Annotated in this window: 8 protein-coding genes; 1 reads left to right on the top strand and 7 read right to left on the bottom strand. The window is 40.8% G+C overall.

The window, feature by feature from the left end:
- Nucleotides 1-1,280 precede the first annotated feature (1,280 nt).
- The 4 genes from V5M37_RS16045 to V5M37_RS16060 are packed head-to-tail and all read right to left on the bottom strand — an operon-like array spanning nt 1,281 to nt 9,103.
- Nucleotides 1,281-5,741: a hypothetical protein gene (locus V5M37_RS16045; RefSeq protein WP_423798178.1), complete on the bottom strand. Its 4,461-nt coding sequence runs from the start codon at nt 5,739-5,741 to the stop codon at nt 1,281-1,283.
- Entirely contained in the window at nt 5,728-6,492 is a 765-nt protein-coding gene (locus V5M37_RS16050; RefSeq protein WP_423798179.1) for a DUF6063 family protein, read from the bottom strand. The genes V5M37_RS16045 and V5M37_RS16050 overlap by 14 nt, the downstream gene beginning before the upstream one ends.
- Before the next feature lie 37 nt (nt 6,493-6,529).
- Entirely contained in the window at nt 6,530-8,017 is a 1,488-nt protein-coding gene (locus V5M37_RS16055) for a hypothetical protein (protein WP_423798180.1), read from the bottom strand.
- Nucleotides 8,018-8,020: 3 nt separating this feature from the next.
- Nucleotides 8,021-9,103, bottom strand: coding sequence for a Wadjet anti-phage system protein JetD domain-containing protein (locus tag V5M37_RS16060; RefSeq protein WP_423798181.1), 1,083 nt, complete (start codon nt 9,101-9,103; stop codon nt 8,021-8,023).
- A 160-nt stretch (nt 9,104-9,263) separates the two neighbouring features.
- On the opposite strand from V5M37_RS16060, the gene V5M37_RS16065 reads away from it, so the two are divergent.
- Entirely contained in the window at nt 9,264-11,810 is a 2,547-nt protein-coding gene (locus V5M37_RS16065; protein WP_423798182.1) for a sigma factor-like helix-turn-helix DNA-binding protein, read from the top strand.
- Between the two features lie 53 nt (nt 11,811-11,863).
- Here V5M37_RS16065 and drmB read toward each other — a convergent pair whose 3' ends face one another.
- The 3 genes from drmB to V5M37_RS16080 all read right to left on the bottom strand — a co-directional run bounded on the left by drmB (nt 11,864) and on the right by V5M37_RS16080 (nt 18,399).
- The gene (drmB, locus tag V5M37_RS16070) at nt 11,864-13,570 is read right to left on the bottom strand and encodes a DrmB family protein (protein WP_423798183.1); all 1,707 of its coding nucleotides are present in this window, start codon (nt 13,568-13,570) and stop codon (nt 11,864-11,866) included.
- Complete coding sequence (gene drmA / locus V5M37_RS16075; protein ID WP_423798184.1) at nt 13,563-16,931, bottom strand: DISARM system helicase DrmA; 3,369 nt, start codon at nt 16,929-16,931, stop codon at nt 13,563-13,565. The genes drmB and drmA overlap by 8 nt, the downstream gene beginning before the upstream one ends.
- 88 nt (nt 16,932-17,019) lie before the next feature.
- Nucleotides 17,020-18,399, bottom strand: a complete 1,380-nt coding sequence (locus tag V5M37_RS16080; RefSeq protein WP_423798185.1) for a hypothetical protein — start codon at nt 18,397-18,399, stop codon at nt 17,020-17,022.
- Between the last annotated feature and the right edge of the window lie 3 nt (nt 18,400-18,402).

Genomic DNA, 18,402 nt, shown 5'->3' on the forward strand with positions numbered 1-18,402 from the left:
CGGGATGGTTCCACCCATGATGCAGACTTGGTTCATGTAGAGGTCATGTTAAGACAAACACGGCTCATTATATATCCTATTAATGGCCTAAAAATGGGGTCAGTCCCACAGAGAAACTAAAGTTTTTAACGCACCGGGGAACTGATACTCGAATTCAAGTTCCCTTGCTTTCTCATGGTGTTTCTTGTCTTCATTGGAGTATTGGACACCCAAAATAATATGGAGGTCTGCAGAACTCTCTTCATAACGTTGTTTTAGATTTTCACACTTTCCACGAAGGTTCATATCATTGCCATCAGGATTTTCTTTACGATGAATTGAATCATACAAATTACAGGTCTAACAAGAGCCAAGCGTTGGGTCATTCTTGAAGAAGCCGTCCCTGCAATTGTCTTAAAAAAAGTTGCCTACACCATTGCTTATAACGTCCGTTTACTAAAAGGACAAAAAAACAGCACAACTAAATTTAGTTATGCTATTGGTGAATGCGAATATGATTTATACAAATTAAAAAAGACATATTATAAGAAGGATTTTACTTGGCCGAGTTACTAAATACACTTAATTAATCGAATCAGCAGCATCCCATAGAGGTGCTGCTGATTCCGTTTTATTTTTTAAAAAATAATATATCGTTTAATCTTTAATTCAAATTGTCCAGATACGAAAAGTACAGTATTGCCTTGCCTGAGATTTGGGCAAATAAAAGGCAGAACTCGTGAGGTGCTAGCTGGCTTCCAATTTGCGTTTCCCTACCTCTTACCTATCTTTAGGAAGAGTTGTTTGTAATTCCTTTTCTATTTCATTGTTCAACCATGTAGCGAATGTTTTACCCTGTTTGCTTAAATGCTCTAAAAATAAAAGTGCCTTTTCCTTATATACATCTGTCAATAGACGTTTTTGTCGGTTTTTTCGTTTTTCATATTCCTTTGAAAAAGTGTATTTCGCTTATCAATCAGCTCCCCCCCCGGGTAAGAGTACAGTCTTTCCCTCCATCTATCTGCTTCATTTACTCTGTACCACTTTCTGCAGTGGGGACTTTGTTTTGTAATGCAAACTCATCCAATGGTACCTAGCCTTATATGAAGTTCGTGTTCCTCAGATCGGAGGTTTTGCCGCTCGCTTCCTTCAGATTCCGCGTCACCACGGACACCCTTGCGTTAAGCTAACCATTACTACTGCCTTTATGGCTCGGGACTTTCACCCTAGATACTGCACCCATGCCGGGCGCGCAGTAAAAAGTGCCAGGCCGTGCCTGGCACTTGATTAGTATTACAAAACTAGAACAAACTAAATTCCATCTCTTCGAAAGTTCTTCCACCGTGCTGCAAGACTTCCCTGATAAGTTCCCCTTGTTTCTGCTGACTTAATTCCAGCTTCCAATAGACGGGGAATCTTCGGCTGACGTCTAGTTTAATTAACTCAGGTGGAGCGAGGACAATCCATTGGAATCTTAAAATCTCGGCAATCGAGAAAATCGGGTCCAATATATGGGCTGAAACAGCCTGGCCAAATGGATTATCGGTAATTAAAACGGACCAGTCCTTGTTGCTTTCTTGCCGTTTGAAGGTCATGATCATCATCATGATCATCGTTCTTGCTGCCAACAGCTGGCCGCCGCTGCCCTTTGCCTCCATCTTTGAACCTTTGTTGAGCGTCTCCCAATCGGTGTAATGGTGCTTCCTCGGTTTTTCATATAAAAAGGCATTCGTTGTTTGCGGTTTATAGATGGCAAGCTTCGGATAGCGATTCCTTAGCGATACGAGAACTAACTGACTATCATCGATAAATCTCTTTAGTTGGTTTTCTGATAGAGTTTCAATGGATTCCACATTCTCTAACAGCTTCTCGATGGTTTGGGTAAAATGTTCCCGTAACAGTCGCCGATATTCTTCTTCGTCACCAGTCTCGATTTCCTTCAGGCGCTCGATTTCCACAAGCGGGAACATGTGCCCTTCCTTGTTCTTAATTTTCATTCTGTTGACCATCTGTTTCAGCGATTGGAATATGCGGAGGACACGGATGACGGCTCGGTCCACCCAAATCTCTTGGGCATTTTCGGCTTTTTGCTTATCATCCTTTAATTTCATTAGTTCATGATGGATAAACTCAATCACACTGTCAATGACACTTATCCCTGAACGAATCGAGTCACTTTCCAGCTGTGGAATGAGGTTATTCATGTTTTGTTTCAAGGCTGAATCAATCTTTTCATCCTGCAGGGCAAAGCTAAGTTCCTTCAAGCGCTCTTTAAATCCTTTTTGGTACGCCTCTTTCCGTCTTGCTAGCTCCCTGTTTTGTTCAATCCATTGCTGTGTCAGTTTTTCCGGTTCTTGCTTAATGGATTCCTTCATGTTGGACGGAATTTCTCCCACTTGCTTTAAACCGTGAAGATGAGTTTTTAGGATATCCTGTTGTTTTTGCAATTTTTGCTGACTTACCACAAGACCATCAATAATTTTTCGCTGCGCCGCCAAATCCTCTGTTACTTGTTTCAGTGCCACCTCAATTTGTTGTTCTATCTCCTCAATATTTACACCCAGCCATGGTTCTGCACTGAGATGATGGTTTTTCAGAATTTGCTGCTCCAGCTTAGTTTTGTTTCTTTCTACTTGTTTTTTTTCACCGTTAAGTTCCTTTATATTTCCTTCCTCATTACGGAACTCCAAGAATGAGTTTTCCAATTCCGATTCTTTCATTTTTAGTCGATCCTTTAAGATTTCATTCGGAATTACGGAAATTTCACGTTGCTGCCATGACGAGTCCAGCTGATTTAAGCATTCCCTTTTTTTCTGTTGGTCCTGTAGTTGGTTTTGTTGTCTTTCTTTCTCGACAGCAAGTTCACTGTTTACACTATTTATCTTTTGCTGAAGCAAATGCCAACTTTTCGTTAAAGGGGCTGTTTCATCGAAAATGGTAGTCCTTAATTGCGGCAGCTCCTCACCGTCTGTAAGCTGAGTATCAGTTGCCGGGAATTCGATTTCCGGAAGGACCTCCGTTATCGTTTTCGTTTGCTGCTTAGCATACCAGTACCACTGATGGTAGGATTTTTCCCAACTTGAGAGAGTTTGTCCCTTTTCATCCCGTTCTTTTTTGAATCCAGCCAAGCGGCTCTCCATTTCCGCTTTTTTCAGCTGCGCCTCTGATTTCAGCAATTGATAATGCAGAAATTTCTTATGGCCCTCTGCCCATTTCTCTATTTCCGTTAGCTGATTTTGCAGGGCTTGCCGTTCTTGCTCTTTCTGTTTTCCCTGATTGCTTAACACTAAAAGCCTGTCTTCTATTGTCCGGATTTCTTCATCTATTTGCCTCTTCTGCTCCCCAAGCTTCGTTAATTGACCATTCATCGTATCTTCATCACGAAGGATTTCCTGGTATGGCAAAACAGAAAGGGTCTTGACCGTTTCCAGCATGCGTTCGACTTCTGCTAATTTAGAATCAATTTTCTCTAAATCTAATGAAAAATGATCAGTCAAATCAACCAGTTCATTCTTCCATTCCATCCATTTTTCACGATGGAAAGCCATCGAAATTCCTTGTTCACGTGCCATTTCAAATGGTTGTGCATACTCCTGATTCATCCGTTCCCGGATAAAAATCGGTACCGGCGCGTGCGTTAATAACATCTGAAAGTCGGCATCAAAGATTTCATTTTCCCAATCCTGTTGATAGACCACAATCCCATAGGCTAATAACGGATAGCGCTCCATTGCTAAGGCTTGCTCTTCCGCTGTCAATTCTTGAATCAACTGTGTGCCATAAGTGGCTTGAACTCCCACTTCGGCCAGCTTTTCAACAATTTTTCGGACATCATTGTTGGCAATCCAATAGTCGTCGTTTAGGAGCGTAGTATCTAACTGATGATACCAGTAATCCTTTTGGAGGTTTTCGTATTTCTGTTTCAATACCAGCCGTTCCTTACTTAGCTGCTCAGCAATATCAATCCAATCATCGGCTGAAAAATAATGAAATTCCTGATCAAGTAAATAATAACGGCACCATTGTTTATGGAAGCTTTTCTCTTCCTCCAGCCGGGCGGCTTTTTTCGTTTGCAGCTTGTTTAAATCTTCCTTTTTTCCATTGATATGCGCACCATTTTCCCCAAGCTGTTCCTTTACATTTCCGTGGCGTTGCTGCAGTCCGGCAGATTCCTTGTTAAGGGCGTCAATTGCCGTTTCATGCTCCTGTAGCTCTTTGGCTAATTTTCTCAGGATACTTTCCGGGTCGCGGTTGACGTCGCTGCCGTATTTTTGCTCCTTGTGTATCGCCTTTTGGTTATGGTCTTGTATGTAATTGGTATAGGTACCCAATTTGGACTTGATGTCATTCAAGTCGTTTTGCTCCCGGTCGATTTGTGACCCCAGGACTTTTATTTCCTTATTTAGCCGATTATTCAGAGTATTGAATTTCCCAATATCAGTAAGGACCTTTTTTTCAATCATCCTCCAATTTTCCGCAAGCTGCCGCTCTAGCATCTCCATTTGCTCTTTTTCCTCACTCAGGTTTTGAGCATTTTCAAGCATCTTAATCCGCTGCTCAATTGCCTCTAGCAGGGTTGTGGATTCCGCATAATCCTTCAAGGCGATATCGAGTTCAAGCAAATGTTTCTCGTCCGTTAATTCTTTCTTTATACCAGCCAATTCCTCAAGCCTGGCTGCTGTCAATGCAATTTTCGCAGCAATCTCTTCAAACGTGCGGCATTCCTTCGCATAGTCCAAATTGTCCTTTTGCCACAGTAAATCAGCGTGCTGCTTCTCCGTCTTTCTCCTGTCCTCTTCCCATTTTTCCTGGTCAAATCGATATGTTTGCTTTTGCTCCTCCATGCCGGAATAAAGATAGTTTGCCCGGTCATGATTTTCTAGGACCTCGGTCTCCAAGCTTTGTCCCTCTTCCAAGGCCGATTTAATCGGTATAAGCTTTCCTTGAATTAACTGATAGGCTTCCTCTCTTTTTAGAAGTTTTGGCAGTTTTTGCGCAATAATAGCATTGTCCCGAAAGATTTTAATCAGGTTCTCTTCTTGGTCCTCTTGGAGGTAAGCGCTGATTTCCGGGATAATCAGATGATGAAACAGCCCAAAATTATCTAAGCCCTTTTTAAAATAATGCTCAATCCCGCCCTCATCACGGTTAATCTCCTTCATCTGCCGCCATTCGCCTTTTTCAATGCCGTACGTGGACAGATATTGAAAATAAGCATTTTGTTTCGATTTGGAATAGAATTGAAACTGCTGCTTATGCTTTTTCAGCCACTGCTCCCACTCCTCATAACTGATAGACCTTTTTCTATCCTCATCATAAAGAGGGAGCGTTTCGATGGTCCAATCCTCTGGCTTCCGATACTTACTCGTATATAAGAAATATTGTGGTTCTGTCTCCACTTCGTCGTTTTCTTGCCCACTCTTTCTAGCAGTCACACAAATTCCTGTCATTAACCATTCCGCAGGATCCGTATCCAATCTCCATTCCAAGGCAACGTGGAACGTATAAGGGTCAAACTGCAACTTTTCGTTATAAAATAGCGCATCGATATGGTTTTCGCCATTTTTCCCCCAAGTAGTCAAAGGCATCAGCGGCTGAAAGATCATTTGTAGCAGCGCCCCCTTACCCCCGCCGTTCACTAAGGTCAATAAGGCATGCTGCGGTTCCGATTCATTAATAAAATCAAATATCGTATTTTCATAATGCTTTCGCATTTTGTCATAGCGAACACCTGCTATTCGAACCTTTTCAATTCTGGGCACTCGAATCACCTCCACACGATAACGCGGTTAAAACAAGTTCCCGCATTTCCTCGTAACGCGCCTGCTGGTGATAGCCTTCTTCAAGCCGTTCGTATAACTCCAACTTGGGAATTACCCGCTTTTCATCCTCGACAATATAGACTAGCCCTTCATCACGCAATAACCTCATCGCTGTATGGATAAGTCCAATATGCGTTCTTCTTGTTGACGAAATCCGTTCATCCACGGTTTCTGAATCGGAATCCACCGCCATCGAACCCCAAAGTTCTGCCATATCGTTGACAGCCAATCCATACGACTCACTAAACTTTCCTTCCGATTCCTTATTTTCTTTGGACCATTGCTCCAATAATTGGGTCATATTTTTCTCCAATAAATAATAGGAAACACCGGCATGTTCCCAGCGCAGATTGGAAGTAGAAGGTATATCAACCTCTGCTAAAAAAACAAAGACAATCAGGTTCATCAGGTAAAAATGCTTCTTTGTTTCTACCTCGCTATATCTCTTTTTAAACTGGGTGAATGAAGTGGCAAAGATGGAACCTTCTGGCCTGGCGACCAAATGGAGTCGATCTGCCGTTTGAATAATGCGGGTCCTCGATTCCTCCGCGAGAATTTTTAACGCATCCCGCACCCCATCCTCCTCAAAGTAAGGATTCAAAATCGGATCATTCGTTCCTACCATTTTACGATTCAATAACTGAAAAAATATCTTTGCCGCATCCTGCAGCTGCTGAGTTGAAATACTCAAATGTTTCACTTCCTTTATCAATTGGTGTCAGGCACCATTACTCCGTTATCCGTAATATAAATGGTGAAATACAGACACCTTTCCACTGAATCATTGGCTGGTTTCCATCAATTATAGAAGTAATTAACTTCCCTTCCATGCTTAAAAACCGCTCCTGGCGGTGGACTAAATGAGAGAAAAGTATTAATCTTTCATCGGCTTGTTCCTTTTCCGCATCTATTTGCGGTACGATGAAGGGTTCGCTATGGAATAGCAGCCATAAATCAACGGCTTCTTTTTGCTCGAGCCACTTCTCTTGCAATGATGCCGAAATGTCTTGCAATCTGGAAAGTTGACATTCTCCTGTTTCCATCAGTTCAACGAAAAGCGGTTCCCATAGCCGAACAATTTTTTCCCAATCGACTTCACGCGGTTGATAGACTGCTTCCTCAAGTTCTTCTACAGTTGTCTCGCTCATCTCTTCTGTCTGGAGATCGGATTCCTGCTCCATCCAGCTCCAATCCAGCGGGTAAATAAAATGAGCCTGAGGCGAGAACAAAGGCTCCTGTAGGGTTCCCATATCATCTGGTTTAGGCAATCCTTCTAAGACTAGCCAATCCTGATAATAACTTTGTTGAAAGCTAACGAGATGCTGCTTCCAAAATAGATTCGGAAACTCATAGCGAAGCTCCATCTCCAGGCGAATATTTTCTACGACATGACTGGCGAGCTGGTCGTGGATTCGTCTCGTTTGTTCCAGCTTCTCTGCAATTTCATAATGCTGATTGGAAGAAGACATCCGTTGCAGCAATTGACGCATTTGTTGAAACCGCGTCCTTTCTTCCTGAAACTGCTGCTGCACTTCTTGTTCACGTGCGCTCATCAGTTCATGCTCCTGTTGAAAGATAATCTTTGGATTCCGCTTCATACTTTCGCGGTAATCCAATTCCCTTGCAATCATTCGTTTGACTCGGGCCATTAAATCATCCAGACCGGATAGGGCTTGTTGGAAATGGCCGTTTTTAACCAAGTGTTCGATATAAAGCTGATCTATCGTGATTTCAAGCTCTTGGAGAATCTCCCGGCTCATAAAAATTAATTCTTTTGTTTCATCAGAACATCGATAAACGGTCTTCCCGCCTTTTTCCCATTGAGACGTTTCCCTGTCTTCCACAAGATAACGGAAGCGGTGTTCCTTTATTTCCTTTTCCTTCTCATCAAACCACTTGGCCAAAAATGGCTGATGAAGCTCAGCTTGGCCGCTCCAAAGCAACCCATCTACAAACCGTTGGATTAATTCATCCAGTGTTTCCGTTTCGACGGTTATATGTAAATCGTTTATACAGGATTTGGCTATTTCCAGTAAATCCTGTTTCTTACGGTCAGGACTATTTTCAAGTTCCCGGTAAAAAACCTCTAAAAGCACACTTAGTGCCAACAACTGCGCATAATCCCTTAATCCAGGCAGCTGCATCCCCGATGCGAGATTCCAAATTGGATTTAACCGCTTGATTCGCTCCCCAAAACCTTGCCAACGTGCTTTCATTCCTTACTCCTTTACCCATTCGATTGTATCCAGTGACAATGTTTCTTGAGGCACTCTTCGCTTTTGTTCCCAAAGCAATTGAATTTGCTCAGCCAACTCCGGGTGGCCATGCTGCTTAAATTCGTCAATGATACGAGCCAAATAAATGAGATTCTCGTTTTGATTCGTTTCTGTTTTATTGCTCAAGTTCTGCTTAATCATCGCCTCGTAAATCGGGACTGCCAGCCTGATATTCGCTTCAGGATACGTATCTTTTAATCTAATATAAATGCCCCATCCTTCAGGGTCGATATCGCCAACATACTGAATTGAGACATCATGGTGACTCGTTATATCACGCAAGAAATTGAAGCTTTTCTCAATTTTCTTCCCTTCTCCATAAATCAATAAATCCGGTCGAATCCCACTAATATCCTTGCCCATATTCATTAATAATCTACATGTATGGTAAAATGATTGGTTCTCCACAATCAGAACCGTTTTGGCCAGCCGAATATCCCTGTTAGGCGCAGGCCAAAATGCAAATGGTTCCCCGTAAACCCTGGCTTTTAAAGCCTCGAGAGGAAGCTGCAGCCGCTGCAACAAGACAGCCCCCTCATTGGCAAGCAGCTTTTCTTCCCCAAAAAGCTGAAAGGAGCGTTCCTCCCTTGTCACCCAGGTAAATTGGTCCTTTTGTTTTAAAAATGTGTAGATGGCTTGGACCCGCTCTAGCTCCTCTATCGTTTGCCACTCTAGATGCTGCCGGTATTTTGCGAGATTCAACAGATCAGATAACGCTAATATTTGCATATCACTCCATTGCGGCTGGACATTAGCCTTTTCCAGCCACCATTCACTATGAAGGCTCGGCCTTCTTCCATTTAACGGGCTTTTTTTAACGGGTGTTATTATTTGTTCTTCGGATAGTTCAAGCATTATTTCGACAAAATTTCGGTAACCGTTCTCCATTTGATAACGAACAGGGTCCTTGAATTTTTCCTTGATAATATAGTCCTCAATTTGTTGTATATGTATTTTTTTTCGTCTGGCTGGTAGTTGTAAGGTATGAAAATAGCTGGTTAACCAGGCTTTCATCTTTTCCTTCATTGGGTTTCCACCTTTCCCACATCTCCTACTATTTTACTAGATAAGATAAAAGATACCAATAGATGGCATCAGATTTCTGCTAAATAATGGAGTTTTAAGAGGGATTTTTGTTAAAAATGTCGAAATATAAAAGGTAGTGATTTATATAGGAAGTGAAGAAATGAAAAACGGTCCTGTAATTAGTAACATTTCCCTAATAAATAAAGCTTTTTCCGAGCTTGGCAGCCCGTTGCATTACAAGTTAATTGTCGATTATTTAAGGGTAAACTGGGATTTTGGTAAGGGAATTATAGAAGCTGAAGCTAAGAAAATATTGAATTACGCACTGGATGCAGGATTCTACTATGAAGAGGTGAAGGAGCAGCATTTTCAACGTAAGCAGTTTTCAGTTGCTAATTTGGATAGCTTGTATGATCAGTTGAAATACCAAAAGGTTCCGGTTAAGCAAAATGGTAAGAATCCACTCTATAATTTGAAGGATTTATATAGTGACCCGCGGTTTACGATTATGGTTACCGAAACCAATGATACATATATTCTCTTAAGTGAATGGAACCTTTTAAACGATTTGGCCATCAAATTGTTTATTGAAGAACATTTGGAGAAGATCCCTTTCTTTGATGCTTTACAAAGAGTTAAGGAACACTTTCAAATTTCTGACCCTAATGCCCTGTTTTTTCCGCATTTTGATAGCCGTTTTGTCGTAACCAAAAGCGGGAAAGTCTCGCTCAAATCATATGATGAATCGCAAATCGTGACCTATTCTATTGAAATTACCGATTTTATTCGAGAGGAAGTTGCCAGACGATCACCAAAAATCCTTGCCTATTTAAAAGAACGATATGGAGAACCTTTAAAGATTCATGAATTAATTAAAACTGTGTTTCAAATTGAGGCGCACGCACCTAAGTTTCCCGCCTATTACACAGCCGTGAAGGAGCATCTGGACGCCTCCTCATCGGTTTATTTTACAAATAACGGCGAGCATGTTACCTATCTTGAAGAGGAATTGGCTTCCATTACAGATAAAGTATCTTTGCAGGGAGTTACCGATACAATCATCATCGATCGCCAAATTCAACATATCCCTTTAGGTACAGTAGCCGTTGAGGATTCAGTCGCAAAGATACAAACGAGCGGGCAACGCGAAAGCCGAACTTCACTTACTTATACCTTAAGATATTATGATCGAATCCAAGAAACCCTTACAGCTCATTATTTTAGGGACTGGCTTTCAGAGAACGAATTACATATTGAGTTACTCGATGGAAAAGAATCAGCTTCGCTTATGTTCTTTTTTGATGAGGTACATAAAGTGATTTTTGGAACCCATCTTGAAAATTTAATGAGTGATTATGCATTAATTCCTGGGCAAAAGCTACATTTTCAATTAACAGAGGAAGGAACCTTAACATTAAAGATTGGATATGTTAAAGACGCCGATTTAAAAGAGCAGGAAAGATACATTGATATCGCCCGTCTGGCAGAGGAAAATAAACTATCAACTAAATCCTTACTTCAAATCGTCACAGAATCATTGATTTATCATCCATCTGGTCTCCACGTATCTGAAATAGTCCGCCTGGTTAAGGAGGAATCACCTTATGCTGAAAGCAGTATTACCGGCTTGCTTTCTACTCAGGCATTTTTCGAAAAAATTCCGGGTCAGCTTGGATTTTGGCGCTTCAACCCTGCAAAATGGAAAAAGAGAAACTATGACTTATTAATACAACAAACCAAGGTCCAACCAGCAGCAAAGGAAAAATTTAAACATAAACCGCAGCAAGTCAAAACAATGGATGAACGTATAGAAGCCGTCGCCAAAGCTGCTAGAAAAAAGCGGACCAAGCTTACGAACGAAATGTACCAATTAATGGACAAAAATGCGTTCATTGAACTTGCATGGAATGTTTATGCCAATAATATTTATAACTATGCCAAGAGATATGCTTCCAATGAAATTCCGATGGAGGATTATTTTCAGCAGGCTTATTTCGCTTTATTAAAATCCTATGAAAATTATAATCCGGAATATAAGGGAAGCTTTTACAACTACTTTAAGTTGCATTTATCTAATTTTTTTACCCGGTATAAGCAAAATCATAAAAACCTAATTCGCATTCCTGTTCATCGGCTTGAGGTAATAGAAAAGGCTGATAAAGAATCTGAGACCCAATTACTATTAGAAGGGTCCACGGTACGGTTAGATAAAGACCTAGAAATTGACTATACCACTTATAAAACAAATTATCTAAGTTTCGAAGAGTTATATTGTTATGAAAATAACTTTGAAGACTCGGAAGAGGATGTTTCCCGTGGGTGGATCACAAGTTATTTTTCACGGCCAAGTGAATGGGAACCACAGTTCTGTACCGATTATCGGTCCCCGCTTTTCGATGTCACTGAACCCGACCATGCTTCCTACCAAGAAATGATTTATGAAGAAGATTATCAATTGGTGGATAAAGATTTTTTTGGGGGATTGTTGGAGTTTGTTGATGTAAAATACAAGTCGATTCGTCCATCCGATGTATTAAAGAATCGGTTTGGGATGAACCCAGAGAACTGTGACAATACGTTAGAACAAGTTGGAAGTAAGTTAGGGGTAACCAGGGAACGTGTTCGGCAAATCGAAGTGAAGGCCCTTGAACGGGCTAGAGTCTACTGCAAACAAGCCGGTTACAAGGCTGAACACTTTGACTGGTAAAAAAATCACTATTTCTGTTGCTTTCAAAACAGAAATAGTGATTTTTTTATTATTTATATACGAAAATAGGCAAGGTCTTCATAGCCGATAATAGGCGTTAACATTCGGCGATCCAACAACTGGTTGTTCCATTCGCACGAGGTTTCCGAAACATAGCTGCAGGAATGGCAGGCTGCTCCGTTTATCGAAGTTTGCAGTCTAAAATCCCCGTCGGCGCAGTGTGGGTCGGAAGAACAATACTCCATTTTCTCTAACGCCCGCAAGAAAATGGGAACCAACTTTCCTGGTCTAGTTAATTCAATTAATCCTCCCAGGCTCCCTTCTGAATCGGAAGAAGCCGTATAAATCAAGACCCCCATCATTTCATCACTGCAATATATGCGTTCCCGTAGAGAAGTCGTCGCATAGCCGGAATGGGCGGCAAATTCCTTCATCATCATATGTGAAAAACTATGAATCAGTAAATGTCTTGGCAACAGAGCCCGCGGTTGGTAGCCTAATTGCTCTCTTTGTCGATTATACTTCGCAAAAATCTTTGCTGCTTCCTCTTTTACAGTTGAAATATTCTCCCATTCTAGTACCTTCGCATAGTTAAACTCGAAGAAAATTCCCTCTCCATGGACATTGATTGCAGGAAGCCAATCTTGTTTGTATTTCATAATTGGCAGCACTTCGTGTTCGACCTCAGCAAATGGGTCCGGGTAGTCTAATCGGGTAAAGCCTTTAAGGACACGAATTTCTCGAAGTTTATCGATTCGGACAATAGATTGAAAATAATCGTTCAGTTCATTCGGAATCGGAACCTCTTTTGATAGAAAACCAGTTTTATAACGGTCATCCACATTTTTTTGTAAAAATGTCCCCCATTCCTGTGTTCTAATTGAATCATAGGTAAAGGTCTCACCTTCACGGTGATAAAATCTCATGACCCTCTCATACTGCTGCAGAGGGATTGATAACATCCCACAAATCGCCTGTTTCAGAATATCCCCATTCGGTAAACTGTTCATTAAATTGGTAATACCATCTCTTAGCGACTCAACCTTTACTTGAAGCTCATCCTGCATCCCCTCCTGCAGTGGGATCGACAAGGCGCTGGCAATAGAGGGAGAATAAATATTCGATGAACTTCGAATCGACGTCTGCATGTCTTCATTGCATTCCACACGATCTCCGAGCCATGGACGTTCACCAGTACACTTTGGCAAAATCTTTTTAAGCTCTTCTTTTTTCATAATTTGGCCTAGTGTTTTAGATTTCCTGCACTTCACACACGTGACGAGAATATCTGATAACGAACCTGCATTTCCTCTTGATTCATATCTTAATACAGGCTTATCACTTGAACATTTTTTTCCTTCATGGACCCACTCAATCCAAGGGAAGTCGCTGATATGCCCTTTTTCACAAACTGTCACAAAACGTGCCGGGTATAATTTGACTTCTTTTTTCTCTTTCTCGCAATAAAAACAGGTTTTTCTTGCATAGGGATCCATCATCCCACAGCTTGGGCAAATCCGCCATTTTGGAAATGGCGTTGCGGTCACCTTAATTTTATCTTCTTGATCATTAATAAGTCTTAAATGAGAAAGACCTAGGTATCCTTCGAGTCTTTGTTCATGCATACGATTCGCATACGGGATTTTCCATTCATCCGCAGCCGTAATCATTACACTGTCTTCAATCAGGTCGACGATGGCTCCGGGGGCATGATATTGGATTAACTGTGATGGACGAAGTTTCCCGACCGTTCTACTCATAGTCTCTCACCTCGATGACTTTTATTTCTGATTCTACATTCCGCAGTGAATTTAATGCAGGCCGAGCTTCAGTATAGTTCGTTCCTTCATTAAAATCTTTTAATAAATGAATCTTTCTATATTGGCTTTGGCGATAGGAAAGTTTCTCCTGTTCTTGAGTTTGCTTATACCACCAGTTGTAAATTTCTTCAATCTCCTCACGGATTTCCTCTTTGCTAATTTCACCAGTCGCCTCGGCACGTTCACATACAAATGCTAGTATATCTTCGGTTTTCTTATCCGGTTTGAAGTTAATGGCACTCGTTTCATTTCCTAAGTTGTCATGGATTTGCCGTACTGTTCCTACGATGAGACCTTCCATTCCCCGGTCGCGGCAGCCCTGGGCAAATGAAGTCACACTTGTTGGTTCAACATGGCGATACATCGCTTCATGGAACGAGATAAACTGTTCATAATGTGACAAGTCTCTTGACCGAAGGGAGTTAAATAAGGTTAATACTAAGCCAGGGTATTTACGGCCTACCCGGCTTGTTGCCTGGATATACTCGGCGGCTGTTTTCGGTTGATTATGCATAACCATCACCCCTAGGCGATTCACGTCGACTCCGACCGATATCATGTTTGTAGCCAATACAACATCTAAAGCTCCTTCCTCACTACAGCTGCGTTCCATTAAGGATAATAATTTAGGGATTTCTGATGCTTTCTTTCGGCTTGTCATCTCTTCGGTATGAAGATTCTCCCAATCATGTTTCGTTTGGCTGATAAGTTTTAGGCGAATCGGAATTTCATCCTTCAATTTAGTAGAAGTACCCGATAATTCCTTCACTGTGTTAAAGTAGCCAAGTACGGTCCAATATGGATCCAATGTAGTATCCACCTCTTCCTTTCTAACCGAGGCCAGTAAGGCTGAATAGGCATGAACCGTATGGATGGTTCCACTCACACCGGGTGCACAAACACCTAAATATAAGCGGCCTGGCTTTTTATCTAGCGGCACTTCATAGGAGAAAAATGAATCCCTGGTATCCAATACTTGCGGGGGAAACTGAGATACTTTTCGTCCATATAACCGTTTTACCTGTTCTTCGGCTCCGCGAATCGTGGCTGTGGAAGCAATGATTTTCGGACCTCTCCCATGGTACTGGCATAAATAATCAACGGCAATTTCATATAGGCCCGTCAGGGATCCTAATGGTCCACTAATTAAATGCAGTTCATCCTGAATGATTAATTCTGGGGGAATTAACCCATTTATCTTTTTCGTTGGGATGACATTCCCATTGATCCGGTGGCTTTGCCTGTAATTTGGATCATTTACAAACCCCTCGATTGGGCTAACATGTGTTTTTTTGCCGAATAGTTCACCGAGGCGCTTGTTCCAAGCAATCTGAGCAATTTTATCCACCGTTCCAATTACAATCGTTGGCACATAATTATAAATTGCTTCATCAATGGTTAAGGCCGGGATTCCGTCTTCTTTTGAGAATTCACACCGCTTATTCGAGCATGTTATCTTTTGTTTAGTGCTGGACACATAATAATCATGAACGGTTAGTTCGGTTCCGCACCATGGACAATGTTCTAGCTGCATTGGATTACCTTCTTGAACCTCATTGCCTTGCAAGATTTCCGTTAATTTTTCCTGTGCTTGTTCGAATTTGTTCGGTGTCGAGGATTGACCAATCCACAGGCCAATCCGAAATGGTTCCATCCCCCATGTTAAAGGATTGCTTCTTCGGATCGTTTCAGCAGCACAAATCATTGCCGTTGCCCTTTGAAATTGCTGGGTCGTAAGCAAGCGAAGCGTATATCTCATTAAAACAGTAACGCCCGCATAAGTTTCTGGGTCGGCCGCCAATCCTTTTAAACGTCTAAGCCCAATCAGATACGCAGAAAGCCCCAAATAAGCTTCTGTTTTTCCTCCCCCAGTCGGGAACCAAAGCAAATCAACGACATCGCGGTCCTCATGCTCTGGATTACCTACTCCATTTATATTCATTAAAAAGAAAGTAATCTGGAATAAACGCCATTCACCATGATAGAAAGGCATAATCCGTTCTTTTTTATCACGATAATGGAGTGCAACAAGTGATTGGCCTTGCTGGATAGCCATGACTTTATTGGCAAATTGGAAAGCTTGATATTCTAAGGGATTACGTGGATCGGTCACAATATCGATCCCGTCTTTTATTCTTGTAATCATTTTTTCTACTGTCTGGATATTTTCCTCAGCTACCTGTTGTAAATGGATAGGTAATTCAACTACCTGGCTTCTTTGTTGGTTCAGCCATTTCTCATACGTCTTTGGAATAATCGATAAATTTTCCTTTAATTCCTGCTGCGACACGGTTGCTAAATCCATCATTCTCACATTTAACTGGTCAATCGATCGATGTTCCACAACGGGCAATTCATATGCAGGCAGCCAATTCGAATGAATGGTGCAGGTTTCAGAATCAACATGATAATCGACGCCAACCCCATGTCCAATGGCATATTCTTTTACATGCCGATACAACAATTCATCCTGATAATTCCACTTGTCCGCTTTTGATGAAAATGCAGCAGCTGCACTTGCTTGAAAGGAAATAGATATTTGCGTTTGAAACATAATTTCACTCTGCAATGGATAGGAATCTCTGACATAGCTATTCATCAAAAATAAACTGACATGAAAAAGTCCATCCCGTTCTCTTACCTTACATTTCAATACTGCCGGTTCTTTTAAGCTAAATTCTTTTGTTTCCGGTACAAATGATATTTCCTTTTGAACTAAGGTTCGCTTATGCTCTTCATCATCATACATTCCCCAAGATGCAGTAATGGTAATTGGCACCAACTGCTTCATTCGGAAACTAAGTCCCATTGAAGACGGGCGAAAAGGATTTCGGTTTGATAACATTTCATCTAAATTTTCCGTATCCAGAACTTCTTTCGTGCGAATATCATTATCATCCTCGTTGATGACTTCAAACGTTGAACCATAAGGTGCTAGTTTGCCAGTAAGATAAAAAGACATCGGCGGCTTCCGTTTCCCCAATATTTCCTCTTCCTCGAATGGACCCACGAATAATTTATGCAGGTCATTCACTAACTGAGAGCGCCGCTTGACATACGGTTTCATATCCATCGGTTTAGACTTTTCTCTTTCCTTTGTGGCAACGGGCACATCCTTGGTTTTGATCCTTAACTGGTCCCCATCTAGTATAAAAACATCCGCATATTCCTTAGCCCAGCGGTTTATTTGCTCCTTTTTCAGGTAAAGTTTCGGCAGCTGTTCGATTAATTCCGTTACATTTGCTTTCTTATCCTCTTTTGCAAGAAGAAACTGATAAACTGTTTTCGGTCCAGGTTTCATGACTTGCTCCTTTCTTAGGATGACCTATGTTTATACATTTAGTTTCATGCATTGTTTATAATAGAAAAAACCCCCTCCAAAAAAGGGGTCAGACAACTTCATAGATTTGGAAATTATAATTGTAAGTAATTTTCTCTTGTTGCGAGAACTGAATGATGGTTTTTTCTTCTTTGACCATATTGCACTCTATAAGCTTTTTCATCATGTTTTCAAAAACAATTTCCAATGTCGATTTTACAAATAACCGTTTCACATTATACCTACGCTCGAAGTCTTTCCGTACCTCTTCATTATCATATTTTCCTAGAAAAAATGTCCGAACTTTCTCCCTTACGGTGAACCCATTATTTTGGCTTTTTTCGAAAATAATCCTTATTAGGTTTTTATACTCTTCCTTAAAGGCATCCCGATTCGCCAGATCACCAGAAAGTTTCTCCAAGGTAGGCTCATTAATGGCCAAGGAAGGGTTCAACTCCTGAAAAATATCTTTTTTATCAAGAAATACTTTAGACTTTTCAACAAGATAAGTTAACAGTCCGTTTTCCGGTACGTTCAATTCTACAATGTTTTCAGTCTTAGGTTCATCTTCGGTAACCTCAGTTTCTTCTTTTTCTATTAACCTACTCATTTCATTGATAAACTCCTGAGTAGCAACAACGATGGATCTGATATCCTCTGCTTTTTTATGAAATTCCTCTTGATCTTGGATTAATTCCAAATCAAACCACAAGTTTTTAATAGAATGGATATATTTCCTTAATGACTGTTCCAGGTAGCTTTGAATGGTCAGAATTATATTGCTAAATTTTGAAGGATCAATGTCCATTGTTGCACTTAGCCTATTGGGGTTAACAATAGCCGTAAAATTCAGCTCCCTCTCACATTTAACCATAAACTGTTTTAGCTGCTCGCTTTTTGAATGAGTGTAGTGATTATAAAGCTGTGAAATTTCGGTTATATTTCCTTCCCAGAAATGCTCCATAACACTTTCGATCAATTTATTGGCAGTTAAGAAGGACGCCTTATCTGAATAAGCTTTAATTACGACAAGAATAAATCTTTTTAATTGTTTTAAATCCTTTGATTGGTATATGGCCTGTTTCAATGAGTCTTCCAACAGCCTTGTTTCTACTTTATCCAAATTGGTAAGTCTCCACGAAAGAGTCTTTTCAATCGTAAATTCCAATTCAATCGGGAGTTGGAAAAACGGAATAACATTCCAGTCATATCCTATGAGCTTAATATAATAATTTGATTTATTTACATAAATGGTTAAAATCTCTTCCCCTTGTTTTTTATAGATTAATTGAGAGTAGGGGATTCCGTATAGTTCCTTCATTTCATCGAACAATCCAAAGTCAAATAGAAATCGTTCCAATTCGATAATACTTTGGCAAATGTCCGAGTCAGGATTAAACATGTTTTTTATCTCGGATGTTTGAAATCTCATTCCTATAACCGCATTCATTGT

The sequence above is a fragment of the Neobacillus sp. SAB-20_R2A genome (genome assembly GCF_049568635.1).
Taxonomy (GTDB): domain Bacteria; phylum Bacillota; class Bacilli; order Bacillales; family Cytobacillaceae; genus Neobacillus; species Neobacillus citreus.

What these genes read in the sequence shown, in the direction of transcription:
- V5M37_RS16055 (WP_423798180.1), bottom strand. Translation starts at nt 8,017, where the DNA reads ATGAAAGCACGTTGGCAAGGTTTTGGGGAGCGAATCAAGCGGTTAAAT.
- V5M37_RS16060 (WP_423798181.1), bottom strand. Translation starts at nt 9,103, where the DNA reads ATGAAGGAAAAGATGAAAGCCTGGTTAACCAGCTATTTTCATACCTTA.
- V5M37_RS16065 (WP_423798182.1), top strand. Translation starts at nt 9,264, where the DNA reads ATGAAAAACGGTCCTGTAATTAGTAACATTTCCCTAATAAATAAAGCT.
- drmB (WP_423798183.1), bottom strand. Translation starts at nt 13,570, where the DNA reads ATGAGTAGAACGGTCGGGAAACTTCGTCCATCACAGTTAATCCAATAT.
- drmA (WP_423798184.1), bottom strand. Translation starts at nt 16,931, where the DNA reads ATGAAACCTGGACCGAAAACAGTTTATCAGTTTCTTCTTGCAAAAGAG.
- V5M37_RS16080 (WP_423798185.1), bottom strand. Translation starts at nt 18,399, where the DNA reads ATGAATGCGGTTATAGGAATGAGATTTCAAACATCCGAGATAAAAAAC.